Genomic DNA, 14148 nt, shown 5'->3' with positions numbered 1-14148 from the left:
TTTGAAATTCAACACTTCCCTCTGATTAAGGAAGATCGCTGAATACTAACTGGAATAGGCTATTAAGTCAGCGAATTAGGCGCTTGTGAACAATGCGCCAGGGACTGAACACCATCGTTCCACCCAAACAAAGTTATTGCGATTGAGCGTAGATTCGCCTTGATGGCGATAGGCGCATAGCTTTCCTCCGTTCTCTCCCGCAACGCTATAGTCAAGGCAAGCCACATGTTCACTCAATGGCGCAGGTGCCCCAGACATCCAGTAGTGGCCTACGAAAACCGGCTTTGACCCGTCATAGCCAGGCAAAACATCGGCTTCGATTGGAGTATGGGGAATCTTGCCGATCTCTGATGCAGGTACCATAGCGAGATCGCGGTAAGTGAGTCGTTCGCTTTCCCACCATCGAGTCCGGATATCGTATCTGGGATTTCCATCTTTATCGTGAAAATAATGTCCATGAGGTAACCGAATTTCCAACCCTTTGAGGAGCGTTTCAATAGCATCATAGGCTTCAGAGCCTTTCCGGCTCGTCTGTTCCCAAGCCTCGGGCAGCAGGCGGTTCTCTGAGTCGGTGTACTTGTCAATTGCGTCTAGCTGTTCCCTATGCCAGCAGGCATGAACTACACGGAAGTCCGGCAAATCCAGATACACCGGCAAGGTTTTGAACCACTCGATGATACTTCGATGTTGTTCACCACCCTCGCCCACCTGTTCCAGGAAAGCCTGGTGCTGGCCTCGATTTTTGTCCGTGTGTGGACGCAAGTAATCACCGGGATTCTGCGGGTCTTCCGTAGCCCAGGCTACGGCATTGAATTCGTGGTTACCCATAACGGCCAGGGCCTGGCCGTTCTCGACCATCTTCCGCGCAATGGTGACGGTTTCGACCTGCTCAGGACCGCGGTCAACAAAATCTCCCAGAAAGATCACTTTGCGCTTGGGGTGTTGCCATAAACCATCGACTTCCTGGTAATCCATTTTGGCAAGCAAGGCTTTGAGCTCGGTGGCGTGGCCGTGGATATCACCAATCAGGTCGTACATCGTTACCGCTTCCTTAGGCATTACTGCTGGGCTTCTCGGGTTGTCAGAGAAAAAATATTCAACTCTCTAGTTCCAATTGCCTGGTTGGGCATAGGCCCTTCGTGCTTGCCAATCACCTCGCCATTCAAGGCCAATAGATAGGCTGCGTCCTTTTTGTAGTAAAACCAATACTGCTTGATATGCCCCCAGATTCCAAGCTCCCCACCGGTTTCATAGACATGTTCGCGGACACGACACTGGGCGCGGCCCAGTTGCCGGTCGATAGAGAGCCGCCAGAAGCCTTTCGGAAAGTCCAGGTACCGCTGATGTTCACAGACAGCCAGGGCGAAGATTGGCTGGCTTTGACGCTTGAATCCAGTATCCACCCATATATAGGGTTTGAAGGCCTCTCGCTCTTCCTCCAGGCATTTATTGAGCCGGAAAATGCGCTGCTCCGAAGAGGCCATATCCATGCCGACGACAACACACAGCGCACGAAGAAAGCCTTCACTGGAGTACTTGAAATCGAAACCGCTATTGTTCAGACCGAAATCCGGATCATCCAGAACCGACTGCAAGCGCTCTAGGTTGGCGGAAGTTGGTCTCTTGTAGCCCATTGCCTTCAGAATTTCCTCCCTCGGCATGGCCGCGACACGCAACACCAGATCTGTTTTGAAGTTGTCGATCATTTCTCCTCCTTACCCAACCTCTCAAGAACAGGTTGAAGCCGGCTCTGGTCAAAGTGTTCCCCATCGAAAAACCATTCAGACATTTCTGTCATCAGTGCCCGCTTCAGGCTTTCGCCTTCGCCAATCCGCGTAACGATGTCTCCGGCAACACCGTCGTATTCATCGAAGCAATCGTTCTCTTTGCAGCAGGTGTTCATGGGGTCGGTTTCGAATAGAGCCTGGGAGATTTGTTGTACGCTGTGCCTGGAATTCATGCTGATCCTCCTGTCCCTGTGTATTTATTATCATCGACCGGCGCGACAGGGAATGTCGCTTCTATGTCGTATTATCTTTGAATCTACACGAATAAAGAGCGATTGTTATGAACAGAGCGAAGAAGGAAGAAGCGAAAAAGCTCCGAGAGGCCTATGAAAGTATGTCGCCGGAAGAGCTTGAGGAATTTGAACGGAGGCGGCGAATTAAGTCCCTCGCAGAGCAAATCCACTCTGAGTTGTTCCCGGAGGAATATGATTTCATGATGGACTCGATCGCTGACGCCAAGGACCGGCGCCGCGGGATCAATCCGATGAGCGACGAATACACAGCGAAGGTGAACGCACGCCGAAAAGAGTTGGGAGTGTCGCCGTTGGGTGATAATGGAATGCCAACCGACAATAGTAGTTGGGATGTAGCCCATGCCGAGGCTATTCGCCGATTGAAGTAATACCTATCAACTTTACGCCCGCATCTGAGGTCATTGTCTCAAAAGGATCGTTAATGCCGTACCCCATCGAAGACAAGCTGGTGATTGCCGTTGCTTCAAGCGCCCTGTTTGACCTCTCCGAGTCCGACAAGGTTTTCCAGGAACAAGGCGCGATCGCTTACCGTGACTACCAGGAGGAACATCTAGACGTCCCCTTGGCAAAAGGCGTGGCGTTTCCGTTCGTGCGTCGGTTCCTCAATATCAACAAGCGTTTTCCCGATACTTCGCCCGTGGAAGTGGTCCTGCTGTCACGCAACTCCTCCATTACGGGCAAGCGGGTATTTCGGTCGATTGAGCACCATGGATTGGATATTTCCAGGGCGGCGTTTCTGGAAGGCAAGTCGCCCTACCCTTATATTCCGGCTTTCAATGCCTCACTGTTCCTCTCTTCCAACGAGCAGGATGTTCTGAAAGCCATCGACTACGAATATCCCGCCGGTACCGTGCTGCCATCACAGGTGGTGGATGACAATGACGACTGGGAGCTGAGAATTGCATTCGATTTCGACGGCGTCATTGCGGATGACGCCTCAGAGCGTGTTTATAAAGGCGGAGAGCTGGAGGCTTTCCACAAACATGAATCGTCTAGAGCAGGCATTCCCCACAGTCCCGGCCCACTGGCTGATCTGTTCCGAAAGCTATCCTTATTGCAGAAGTTGGAAGATGAGGCACAGAAAGCGGATGCTTCCTACCGGCGCATTCTGCGCACAGCCATCGTGACCGCCCGCAGTGCGCCGGCTCATGAGCGAGTCGTTACCACGCTGGAGCACTGGGGTGTGGATGCAAACGAGGTGTTTTTCCTGGGCGGCATGAAGAAAGATCGGATTCTAAGTATCCTCAAACCGCACATGTTTTTCGACGACCAGCGCAGCCACCTGCAATCTGATGCCGGGAATGTGCCGATGGTGCATATTCCGTTTGGAGTGGCGAACGCGTCTTGAATGGTCCCACCGCATATGGACGGCTAAATCACTCTCCAAAGCAATACGCAAAAAGGACCAAAATCGCGATAATAAATTTGTTTTGCTAAACTATTCTGATAGTTGAACAGTTCATCATATAGCTTGGATTCCGGGAACCTATTATCTAATACTAGCAAAATATACTTTTGCTCATTGCCCTCGTGCAGCGATACTTTCTCGAAATCCTGCCTAAGCGAATTAAGTACCTTTCTTTGGTAGTTACCACCTAGCAACTTGACCTCCATTACAAAGCTATTTTTTTTATATAGGTCATATTTTCTCTCGGTTGAATTGGTAACAAGGCCATCACCGCCTAGGAAAAGAAAAATCTCCCCTTGAAGCCATAACTCACGGCAGCCCCCAGCAGGTAGTATTTTTTCAATGCGATCAACGTTTTCAGAAAAAAACTCAGGAACCCATTCGACCTTTTTTGTTAACGTCATATTTTATATTATTTCGTAACAGTATTAATAAGGATGCCGATCTATAATTTATCTTTCGCCCAGAACTCCATGCAATCGGAGCTGTGGACAACTAAAAGATCATTGCCTGTAAGGCCAGCATAGCTTTGCAAAGTCACAGTCAAGACCATCGGCTCTGACCTCGGAATATATGTCTCAAAGCCCAAGGCAAGCCTTCTCAACGTTCTTTGTTCTAATGTATTGTGAGGCACCTTTTTTAGAATTTGACGAAGTTCATTCCAACGGCTTTCGCTAAACAAGCTAACGCAACGCCTGTCAGGAAAAACTGTCGCGACCAGGTCACCCGAAACGGCCCGAGCAACTTCTGGACAAAGCCCCCCCAGCATTGATCGGTCAAAAAGGAGGCCGGTTGAATTTTTCAGTACAACGCCTTCAGGAAATTCCACCTGACTGGAAACGACACTGTATTTTTTTTCAATCATGCTGCTTAAATTCCCGTCACGCAATAGCCGTGCCGGTCATTTTCGATAATGCGCGCGTCCGCTTGAATTCTTAGTCCGTCGCTCTCTGCCAGTAGCCGATGCTCTGATCTCTGACCTGACCCACGCTTTTGCCTAATGCAATAACAGCCGACTGAAGCCTGAGTGCCAACTCTGGCTGGGAGCAATGCTGGAGGCTACGAATGATTCTAGTGATTCGCAAATGGTTATGGCCCCCAGGTTTCAGCCAGATATGGGTTTTCATGTTCAGGCCGGGCAAGGCCACAATCTCCTCATCTCCCCGCTCAAGTCCATAGAATGCCAACATTCGATCCAGCGCTCGTATCTGTTGGGTACGAAGATGTCTATCGGTTCGAAACCACGCTATATCTTCTCTGGTAAGCACAGGTACTCGTGCGTTGTACTGGCTGGGCTCGGGGATCGGGAAAAGCCACTGGAGGTAATCGTGCGTGTGCTCCAACCAGAAATCATCAAGCGCAAGAATATCTTCGAGCGTTCTGCCCGCATGGTCCGTTCCATCACCGCGGAAGAACTTGATAAGAGCGCTCTCCTCTGGCTCGGGCTTGCCAACAATTTCGACAATCTGGTCGTACGACCATATCTCTGCACTGTTAGAATCGAAGACGACCACACAAAAATTAGGCCTAGCCCCTTTTGGTAAGAGATGGGCGGTTACTGGTTGGGAAAGCTTTAATTCATTTGATCCATCCAAAGGATGCAGATTGCCCAGCATAACCCGCTGTATCCATCGGCCTTCGGGCTCCATATTTGGCAACGCCTCAAGTTGTTTCCGCACGTTATCCCAGCGAGCATGCCCATAGATAACAGCGGCCGGACATTCTGGCAAAGCGGTTGCTACGACATCACCAGACATCAGTATCATGAGCTCCGGTGAAAGTTCACGGATTGACTGACGATTCAGAACAAGCTGTCCGCTATCATCTACATAGCCGTCAGGAACCGGATAAACACAGCCGGTCCTCCAGGACATAATGCGCTTCGCCATAAAGCCCTCTCACCTCAATTACTGAATAAAGCCTATAGAACGCCCGACCACACCTTCGATTTGCGCTTCTTGCTCTTTTGCGAGTGCTGACAACAATTTCTCTGTTCGAGGCCTGAATCCTCTCAGCTCCAGGCTCTCGACTGCAGCCCTTATGATGCCGGGTGTTAGATGGTTCAGGTGATCAAGTTGGCTTTGGGTGAGGCTACTCGCCAATGCTTTGTCGAACACGCATTCCGCCAGAATGGCCTTAACTTGGTCCACAGTGAGATAGCCGAATTCCACTTTCATCTGAAGCCGGCGCAGTATCGCTTTGTCAAAGCTATCGAATCGATTCGTTGTCGCCAGAAAAACGCCGTCGAATCGTTCTAAGCGCACCATGAATTCGTTAATGGCGCTGATCTCCCAGCTGCGTTGAGCCATGTTGCGGCTGTAGAGAAATGTATCCGCTTCGTCCAGCAACAGCACTGCACCGGCGCGCTCTGCTTTGTCGAACATCTCTGCGATGTTCTTCTCTGTCTGTCCCACATACATGCCCAGCAAGTCACTGCCAGACTGCAGCATGAAGGGCTTACCCAGGCGCTCGGCGAGCACTTGGGCATAAGCGGTTTTACCAGCACCAGGTGGGCCATATAGGCAGATTCTTGCGAGTCCCTCCGCGCGGACGAAGCGCTCCACATTCCTGAGTGTCGGTTGGGTGTTTATCCACTCCGCACGGAATTCCGGGAAGTCCCTTTTCTTTGGTTTTGGCAGCACACGCCCGGGCTTTCTCTCTCCCATAACGCCGAGCCGCTGCCGTGCCATGGTCTCCAATCGCTGTTGGTTTCGGACAATCTGGCGTGGTGGTAGATACCGACCTACCTCGGCCAGATTCGCTGCCAGAGCTGGCGTCATCCAAGATTTACTTGCTGCTTCAGATACCCAGCCAGGCGTAACCGGTAGGCTGGAGAGTGTCTGCTCAAGCTTTTGGGCTTCGCGGTCACTGCCGGTGCCCTCGATCTCGACGATGAAGCCGAACCTCCTCAGAAAAGCAGGATCAACGGCGCTTATGTCGTTGCTGATCCAGATTACTGGCGCCCGATTATCCTCCAACATCTGGTTAAACCAGCCTTTAGCAAGCTCGGCCGATTTTCGGAAGGCATCCTCCATTTCATCAAACAGCAGAACGGCACCGAGACGATCTTCAAGGAACATCTGCGCCATTTTCGCAGCATCGAGGCGAACTCGACCGGTCATAGCGCCCGAGTTACTGTCTTTGGTGGGCACTTCATAAAGTGGCGCACCCAGCTTTTCTGCCATAGCCCTGGCCAACTGGGTCTTCCCGGTGCCGGGCTTTCCGTAGAGCAGAATGTTTTTACCACGAGACTTGCTGTTCAGAGCCTCCTGCAGGTAATCCAGCATCAACTGAAGATCAGGGACGCCCCGAAAGTCTGCAATGGAATGCAGAGCCGCAGGCCCTGGCGGACAGATGTGTTTGAACAGCATCTGTTCGATGTCTCCCGTCTCACCCGCCTCGCATTGCTCGGAGGTGGCCACCACCAGCTGACTCAGGAGCGGCCCGGCCTCCACGATGTCCCAAATATCGCTGTTCTGGTTTGGCTCCTCCAACAGGCGGATCTGACACAGCATGGCATCCTGATCCAGCGCTGCTGCAATCGTCCGTGCGGATTCTCGCATCGCCCTGGCCAGGGCACTTATCGAATTACCATATTCATTAATTTCCAGATCCCGCATGACGTCTTTGGCCTTCGGGTGCTTCAGCAACAAAATGGCAAAAATCAGCAGCTTAATTTCAACCACATCGGCTTTAAGCAACCTCGCAAGGTTGGCCAGCAGGGGTTCAAAAGAGAGTTCCGGCTTGCCTCTAAGGCTCCGGGTGAGCTGCTTTTCGCGTCTGCGCACTGCCTCAAGGAATACAGGAGCACTGATCTCACCATCAACTTCAGATGGCAGCTTCAGCCCGAGAAAAGCGTCGGGCTCGTCCATGCCAACGAGACGGAATTCCTTTTTATATCCGGTGATAAGGAACAGCCGGCAGAGATAGATTTGCAGCAGCTTCAGATCGTCTTTGGATGACGACGAAAGGTAGTCTTGCTCGTGGGCTTCATTGATGAGCTCTTTCCATAACAGCATTGGCAGGCCTCCGGGTAATCTTAGAGTATTTTGCCGGCATAGAGCGACAGGTTGTGTCGCACATCAGATTTGCTGGGCACTGGCAGCAGAACCGGGGACACAGCGATTGAATGAAAACAGCAGCTCTGCCTGACTTGATCCGAAAAGCCGAATAAAAGAGTATTCCTATTCCCTCATTACTGATTAAGGTCCTCATGTCTAACTGCCTTGTTTCCATATCAGACCAAGCCTTCTTCACCATCGTCACAGCCGCTTTGGAGGCTTATAGCGTTCATCACGGAGACCCGAACGCAGAGGAGGAATCAAAACACCTTGAGACCTTCGGCAACCTCTGGGGTTATCGAAGCACCTCTGGGCTGGGTGAGGAGGTTTTTCGCGTGGTGATGGCAGACGTTTCAACAGCTGCCCACAGGGGTCAAGGGTTCGTGATTGACAAGCAAGAAAGCTATGACGCCAAGTCTGATTTCGTGTCCGTTTACTACCCTGAACTTGCGTTTTTAGGTGACTATCATAGTCACCCCTATACTACTCCCGGAGATGGTATAAAGACCGAGCTGGATTTAGAGCGGCAAGCGCTCTATCAATTTTCCAACGCAGACTTTAGCTCTGTGAAGTACCAACAAGAATGTGGCCGTGACTACCGGGTCGGGCTTGTTGCCACTGTGTTTGAGCGAGGGGAAGGCGTTCCAAGATCCAGCAAACACTTGGATGGCGGGAGCTGCATCCGATTCCAATATCAAGACATGACCATCTGGATTAAGGCCTACGTCTGGGCCGGAGTCGACTACCGCCGGAAGTCAGATAAAATGGTGCATCTCATCTGCCCTAACCTAGGGTTCAATGCCAGTTAAGGATTCAAAAGGTGCCGCGGGGCCATCCAACCCGCGGCGCGTTCTCAACGAGACTTTTCGGGTAACTAGCGGCCATCGCTCTCTCTTGGGATGCATCCCGTTTAGGATTTAATTCGATCCAAACCGCGTTGAAGCGTAGAGATTACTTCTTGCTTTAACCATTCAGGCTCCAGGATATCGCAATGAATCGCCTGCGCCGTCAGCCACCACCGCAAGTCCTGCGTATCCCCTACCGTAACCCCAATCTCAAAGGTCTTGTCATCAATCTCCGTGGTGATCTGATCAAAACCCAACGGCGACTCAATCAGGTGATTCAGTGCTGGTTTGTCGCACCGTAACTTCAGGTACACCGGCTTATTGGATTTGAGAATGCCCATAGCGCCGGAGCGGATGTACAAATCCAGATCGAAATCCTCAGGGCGGTCGGACGGCTCTTCCAGAAGTTCACCCGTGGTCGCCCTATGGAGAACCATTTGGCGCGTGCCTTCCCTACCTTCGATGGTGCCAATCAGATACACATTCGGGTCCCGGAAGATTAGGCCGAATGGATGTACTACGATTTCCTCAGGCTCTGCCCATTTACGGGCTTGGTAGGTCAACTTGCATTTGTACTCTCGTAACAAGGCTTCAGTAACCGTTTCCAGAACATCCGCATCGATAGCCGGCCTCTCACCGCCTAAGCCACGGTTGATAACACGCACCCGGTTTGGCCATTGACCGAGAGGGTTCTTTTCCCTGAGCAAGGTTCTATGGGCTTCATCGAAATGGGGCTTCAGGTGAGATAACGCCCGCGGCGGTAACATGGGTGAAAGGTAGGCCCTGGCGAGCTCAAAAGTTAACGCGGCGGGTAGATCAAGGGCAGGAATAATGTCCATGGTGGCATTTCGGTCGAAAGACCACCTGTAAGGCCGAGAACCCTCATCCACCATCAACGGAAAGTCCGAGCTAAGCTTCTCCAGGTCCCGCTGTATCGAGCGCATCGTCACCTTAAATCCATGATCCTCCAGGCGCTCCGCCAGTTCGCTTGTGGTTATGGCCTTAGGGAAACGAGGCACCATTCTGAGCATCGTGAGGTAACGAACGGCGGTATTGGACATGTGAAACCCTTGTTATCAACATGAAAATTTAAGTGACTACAAGGCTATCGCGGATCAATCGTCTTGTCTGGGGCGAATAGCCCCATTTTTGACGAGAAAGTCTTCGAGGGTTTCACCGAGAATGCTCGGTGAACGGTCATCACCTGACAGCGCATCAACAACAAAGCGCTTGATCAACTGCTCTGGAGTAAGACCAAGAGAGCCTGCTTCTTGTTGAAGCAGGTCTACCACGAGTTCACGCTCATCGAACTCAAGACAAAAACGGATTTTTTTACCCACGGTAATTCTCCCTCCAAAACTAACACTTTCGACCAGGTCTTTTTGCTTGCTAGCAAGACAATCTGTTGTACATTGAAACCATCAAAGGGGCCAGCTGGAGGTGCCCAATAACGCCAGCAGCACGTCACGGAGAAACCTCCACTTCGGGGGCGTGCAACCTCTTCTCTTCAACCCTCCCCGATCAATCCTCGTCATCTTATTACTTTCAGCCAGTACCGAATTAATGGCCATGCCGGAAGAAGAGCTGCTCCTACCAGGAGCGAAAACGGACGAGGATCGCCGGAAAAATCTTTGAGATCCGCAGTCATCAAAATCGCACCCACTCCCAGGAGGATGCTGATTGGTAGTCCTGACACCTCCCCCAGCCAGGACCAAAACAGGATACCAATCAGATACAACAGCAAGGCATTGAGCATCCGGTCGATCAGATTCTGAGCACGCAACTCCCTCATATCACGCTCCTGTAGAGTCCCTTGACTCCGCCAGCATAGCGCACCGTTGTTGGCCAGCAACTGGATCAGCGATTTGCTTGCTCCTCCGTGCTTCTGATGTAAATTCGTTTCAAGGCAAAACTATGAGGAGCAAAAACCATGACATACATGCTGATGATCTTTGCGGGCGGTGTAACCGGACTTTATCTCGCAGGGCCGGTAGGCACTTTCGTGGGTGTCCTCGCAGGTATCGGATTCAGCGCCTGGCTGGAACAAACAGAACCGACGGCCTCCGACGAGAGCCACGATGGAGAAGTCGACTTTGACGATGGGCTTCAACTCAGAGACCAGGAGGGAGCTTGCTATATATCTGAGGACGACGACTTGATGTCCTACCAAGTAGACAACTATTCACCAGCTGGGGAGATTAATCCGGCCACAGGGCTGCCGATGCAGGGTGATGGGATCGGTGGGCTTGATGTCGGGGGAAATCCCTATGGTTTTGACTTTAGCAGCCATGACGACTTCAACTCAACATCCTCAATGGATAGCATCTTTGACGATTTCAACCACAATTAAAGCGGCGCCAGATAGAATGTGGCTCTCAAGCTCCCCTGACCTCAAAAAATTACCAGTTTTAGCCTTATTGCATTTTTAGCGAAATTAGACTCGCCACGAAGCGGTTGCATTTCAATATCATTGGATGGTGTTACTTTAATAAAGGATCTAATCCAATGTCTATTTTCACTATTCTTAACGAGACCGTTGAGCACCGTGAAGCGAATGACGGAGCCATTGCTGAAACGCCAAGTATCGGAGAGGCAGTCATTCACCGTATGGCGGACGGCCGAGTGATTTTCGTTTCACCCCAAGCAACGCAAGCGAATGTTTCTGGCTTTTACATCCAATGCTTTGATAAGCAGGAAGCTCAAGAACTGGCACGTTGCGGTGTCATTGTCTTCGATGGCGACAAGATTTATGACTCACTGAGCAAAACGGAAAAAAACCTTTTTCAGAGCTGCCGAGAGGATGAATGCTACGTTGATAATCCGGTGGTACAAAAAATTGCCTCAGCGCTGCTTTTACAAGAAAGTACCGGCCAGAGCGTTTTAGACTTGCCGATCCGGTATTACTGTGTAGCTACACCAATACTGCTTCCAAATGAGTTTGAATTCCTAAAAACTGCAACAAGAGCTAATGTAACTATTAATATAAATACAGCTCATACCAAAATCACTTATCCGTAGTCGATTCCAATCAGCCGGCCTCAAGCGTTTTGCTTATGGCCGGCCCTTCCTGCTCTTCGCCCCATAAAACAACAACTGCACTGGTAACTATTTTCTTGCATCAATCCTCTTTTGGTGTAGTTTTATTATCGACTAAAAAACAGAGGACCCGGTGATGACGACACAAAAGATTAGTAACCTGATTCAAGAAATAATTGCCAATTCGGAAGCTATCGAAGACTTCTATGAAGTCGAAGTATCCGTCCTGATACGTAAAGATGGTGGCGCAAAATCCGATTTTATTAGAGCACAATCGCACTGGACGCCCGGTCGGATTGACACCTCTGAAGGGGCAGACTCTGAGACCAATGATTTTAAGTGGATGTGAACCTGAATTAGATAAAAAATGGGTGATGAGATGATCCAGATGGGTTTTTCTATTTTATTCGACAACAAATATATTAAAGAAATAATTGAGCGAGAATTTATTAAGAAACATCAGAATAGGATTCTATGGCCTGAAAAGATAAACGCCCACAAGGCGCTATTGGAGGCGATGCCAAGTGGTCGAACCTCTTTTCCTGTCTATATTTCATCCGATAGCGAAATCTGTTTTTCTGCGCTTCAAGAACTAGACATAATATCGGTAATGGTGCTAGCTGGAAATAGGTATCCTAAAAATTGTAAACACCATGATTTATTGATTTCTGGCGTTAACTCGCTTGCTGCATGCCAAAGAGCTGCGGACTTCATTGTGAGTCAACTTCACAATGATAATTCGACTACCTGCAACCTTATAATATTTCCAAGGCACAGCCCAAACAACCATAAAAGCTTGTCGTAGAACCAGAAATAAATGATTTTTGGCAGCAACCGGCTCATACATATATGTGTCTCGGGGAGAAGCCATGGCCAGCCACCACGACTCAGCTTCTCCATCTAGGTGGCTCCGGTGTGCCTACCACAAACCTGCCCTAACCCTCATGTCAAGCTGTCTAAATCCAATTTTTTGTCAATTACACGAAACTTTCTCTACTTGCATCTAGGTATTGTTATCTCAAGGTATTTATTCGTGTTTGGAGCATCGACGTCCTTAACCACTGCTTTGTGTGGACCCAATGCTCTTTATTATGAGGGTAACAATTTCCGATGCGTCTTGTTTCTATAAATCGATTTATCAATGTTGTTTTCGAGGGTGATGACCAGCCACCAGCACCGTCGACAATTCGTCGCCATTGTTCTCAATTCGACGAAAATGGCGCTCCAAAAATTCCAGGGGCTTGCAAGATCGGCAAAGCATGGAAAATTGACATCGACACCTACATCCCTGAAATGGAACGCCGCATGGCAGCTCGTTCAGATATTTGTGACGAAGACCGTGAATTTCTTAAACGTTTTGTTAAAAAGGAGTACTAATTAATGGCAGCACGCGCACGCAAACCTGGCAATGAGTGGTTGCAGGATTTCCCTGGTCTTTATCTTAACGAACACGGCGTATTTTTCGTCGTGCACCCCAAGACCGGCAGGCGCTCTACACTCGAAACCAAGAACCGCTCCATGGCCATTCGGCGCTGGACATTAATTCATGAGCAATGGGAGCGGGAGCTTCATAACTGGCGAAGCGAACAGCTGGCTAACCGTCTCTCGGCGCTGTCAGTACCGCTTGACCCTGCAGGGCAAATCTCGCTGTCAGAATATCTGCACACATGGAGGACGGAGGTACTTGGCCACTCCATTGTGGACGGGAGAGTTGTCTGGGGAGAATGCAAAGTTTTCGCCATTCGCGGGCCTCACCAGGGTCAACCGATCGCGCTCCCAACGAGACGAGATTACGCGACAGACTGTCAACAACTGGAGGCATCTGACGATGCCAAGTTTCCCCTTTCTGCTCAAGATGCCGTACAGAAAATTCGGAAGCTGCTTTCTCCATGGCTAACCAAGCCAACTCACTACAATGGACTACGAAATACACTGAATCGAGTGTATATGCATGCAGTGGATGATGGCATCGTCCAGCGAAACCCGGTCGTTGATGTTCGAAAAGCGGTCATCCCCAAAAGACAGGTTTTGGTTCCTGACGATGCCTACAAGGCAATCACCGAACGGTTGTGTATCCACAAACATAATCGGAGGATTATGGATGGCACCTGGCGCGCCAAGGCTTGTGACTTGATCTACATGATGAGCCAACAACCCATTGACGTACTGACAATTAAAGAAAGCCAGGGAGAGATCTTTCCGGAACCAAGGCTGGTGGACGACGAGCTGGCCTATGGCGTGATTCGTTTCTCTCGCCACAAGACCATGGTAGGGATAGACCTCTACATGAACGAGGAGCTAGCGGAGCTCTGGCAATGGTTCTTGGATTTCAAAAAAGACCAGCAAATCATCAGCCCATACCTTCTTGCCAACCCACGGTATTTCGATAAGCGGTCGAGGGCAAGTTATATTCGACATCGGACACTACAGAGTGCCTGGCGCAAGGCTTGCAGAGAGGCTGGATATGGTGATCTTTATCGTCTTCAAGATCTTCGCAAAAAAGGTCTGACGCAAGAATTCCTCAATCAAGGCGAAAACGATAAAGGTGGGCATGAATCTGAGGCGATGCGGAATCATTACCGGCTGGTGAAGCCGCCGAAGCGTGCCAGGTCGACGATCAAAATCCTGCGCGAAAACGCCAAAAAGGATGGGTCTAACTGAAGGATAGCCCCTTCAAAATTGACTGGAGAACACGGATTATTTTTTCACTTTGTTTTCAGTATTTTTTCAGTGCAAAAGCTAACTAATTTGCCAATC

18 protein-coding genes are annotated in these 14148 nt (G+C 50.1%); 8 read left to right on the top strand and 10 right to left on the bottom strand.

Features of this window, described 5'->3' with window-relative positions:
- Window positions 1–75 precede the first annotated feature (75 nt).
- From CDH48_RS08615 to CDH48_RS08605, 3 genes are read right to left on the bottom strand one after another with little or no spacing between them, the layout of a single operon-like run.
- The gene (locus CDH48_RS08615; RefSeq protein ID WP_100688326.1) at window positions 76–1038 is read right to left on the bottom strand and encodes a metallophosphoesterase; all 963 of its coding nucleotides are present in this window, start codon (window positions 1036–1038) and stop codon (window positions 76–78) included.
- A 20-nt stretch (window positions 1039–1058) separates the two neighbouring features.
- Entirely contained in the window at window positions 1059–1706 is a 648-nt protein-coding gene (locus CDH48_RS08610; RefSeq protein WP_100688325.1) for a hypothetical protein, read from the bottom strand.
- Entirely contained in the window at window positions 1703–1960 is a 258-nt protein-coding gene (locus tag CDH48_RS08605) for a hypothetical protein (protein ID WP_100688324.1), read from the bottom strand. The genes CDH48_RS08610 and CDH48_RS08605 overlap by 4 nt, the downstream gene beginning before the upstream one ends.
- Window positions 1961–2067: 107 nt before the next feature.
- On the opposite strand from CDH48_RS08605, the gene CDH48_RS08600 reads away from it, so the two are divergent.
- Together CDH48_RS08600 and CDH48_RS08595 are read left to right on the top strand one after the other, a co-directional pair.
- On the top strand, window positions 2068–2409 hold the full coding sequence (locus CDH48_RS08600; protein ID WP_100688323.1) for a hypothetical protein: 342 nt from the start codon (window positions 2068–2070) through the stop codon (window positions 2407–2409).
- 53 nt (window positions 2410–2462) lie between these two features.
- The gene (locus tag CDH48_RS08595) at window positions 2463–3389 is read left to right on the top strand and encodes a 5'-nucleotidase (protein WP_100688322.1); all 927 of its coding nucleotides are present in this window, start codon (window positions 2463–2465) and stop codon (window positions 3387–3389) included.
- A 23-nt stretch (window positions 3390–3412) separates the two neighbouring features.
- Here CDH48_RS08595 and CDH48_RS08590 read toward each other — a convergent pair whose 3' ends face one another.
- The 4 genes from CDH48_RS08590 to CDH48_RS08575 form a co-directional block, all read right to left on the bottom strand.
- Entirely contained in the window at window positions 3413–3853 is a 441-nt protein-coding gene (locus CDH48_RS08590) for a hypothetical protein (RefSeq protein WP_100688321.1), read from the bottom strand.
- Window positions 3854–3894: 41 nt separating this feature from the next.
- A complete protein-coding gene (locus tag CDH48_RS08585) occupies window positions 3895–4314 on the bottom strand; it encodes a hypothetical protein (protein ID WP_100688320.1) in 420 nt (139 codons plus the stop codon).
- Between the two features lie 70 nt (window positions 4315–4384).
- Window positions 4385–5338 (bottom strand): opioid growth factor receptor-related protein, encoded by a 954-nt coding sequence (locus CDH48_RS08580; protein WP_198515484.1) that lies wholly within the window; start codon window positions 5336–5338, stop codon window positions 4385–4387.
- A gap of 18 nt (window positions 5339–5356) precedes the next feature.
- Entirely contained in the window at window positions 5357–7468 is a 2112-nt protein-coding gene (locus CDH48_RS08575; RefSeq protein ID WP_100688319.1) for an AAA family ATPase, read from the bottom strand.
- Between the two features lie 194 nt (window positions 7469–7662).
- On the opposite strand from CDH48_RS08575, the gene CDH48_RS08570 reads away from it, so the two are divergent.
- Window positions 7663–8319 carry a hypothetical protein gene (locus CDH48_RS08570; protein WP_100688318.1) on the top strand — a complete coding sequence of 219 codons (657 nt, stop codon included), beginning with the start codon at window positions 7663–7665 and terminating at the stop codon, window positions 8317–8319.
- 101 nt (window positions 8320–8420) lie between these two features.
- Here CDH48_RS08570 and CDH48_RS08565 read toward each other — a convergent pair whose 3' ends face one another.
- From CDH48_RS08565 to CDH48_RS08555, 3 genes are all read right to left on the bottom strand, one after another.
- On the bottom strand, window positions 8421–9416 hold the full coding sequence (locus tag CDH48_RS08565; protein WP_100688317.1) for a helix-turn-helix transcriptional regulator: 996 nt from the start codon (window positions 9414–9416) through the stop codon (window positions 8421–8423).
- Window positions 9417–9470: 54 nt separating this feature from the next.
- Window positions 9471–9695 (bottom strand): hypothetical protein, encoded by a 225-nt coding sequence (locus CDH48_RS08560; RefSeq protein WP_100688316.1) that lies wholly within the window; start codon window positions 9693–9695, stop codon window positions 9471–9473.
- Between the two features lie 191 nt (window positions 9696–9886).
- A complete protein-coding gene (locus CDH48_RS08555; protein ID WP_100688315.1) occupies window positions 9887–10147 on the bottom strand; it encodes a hypothetical protein in 261 nt (86 codons plus the stop codon).
- Between the two features lie 138 nt (window positions 10148–10285).
- On the opposite strand from CDH48_RS08555, the gene CDH48_RS08550 reads away from it, so the two are divergent.
- The 5 genes from CDH48_RS08550 (at window position 10286) to CDH48_RS08525 (ending at window position 14052) form a co-directional block, all read left to right on the top strand.
- Window positions 10286–10705, top strand: coding sequence for a hypothetical protein (locus CDH48_RS08550; protein ID WP_100688314.1), 420 nt, complete (start codon window positions 10286–10288; stop codon window positions 10703–10705).
- A gap of 155 nt (window positions 10706–10860) precedes the next feature.
- Window positions 10861–11373, top strand: a complete 513-nt coding sequence (locus tag CDH48_RS08545; protein ID WP_100688313.1) for a hypothetical protein — start codon at window positions 10861–10863, stop codon at window positions 11371–11373.
- 154 nt (window positions 11374–11527) lie between these two features.
- Window positions 11528–11740, top strand: coding sequence for a hypothetical protein (locus CDH48_RS08540; RefSeq protein ID WP_100688312.1), 213 nt, complete (start codon window positions 11528–11530; stop codon window positions 11738–11740).
- 761 nt (window positions 11741–12501) lie between these two features.
- Complete coding sequence (locus tag CDH48_RS08530; protein ID WP_100688310.1) at window positions 12502–12768, top strand: hypothetical protein; 267 nt, start codon at window positions 12502–12504, stop codon at window positions 12766–12768.
- 3 nt (window positions 12769–12771) lie between these two features.
- On the top strand, window positions 12772–14052 hold the full coding sequence (locus tag CDH48_RS08525) for a site-specific integrase (RefSeq protein ID WP_227521012.1): 1281 nt from the start codon (window positions 12772–12774) through the stop codon (window positions 14050–14052).
- Window positions 14053–14148: the final 96 nt, after the last annotated feature.

The sequence above is a fragment of the Marinobacter aromaticivorans genome (assembly GCF_002806975.1).
GTDB lineage: Bacteria > Pseudomonadota > Gammaproteobacteria > Pseudomonadales > Oleiphilaceae > Marinobacter > Marinobacter aromaticivorans.
This window is presented reverse-complemented; position numbering and strand designations above follow the sequence as displayed.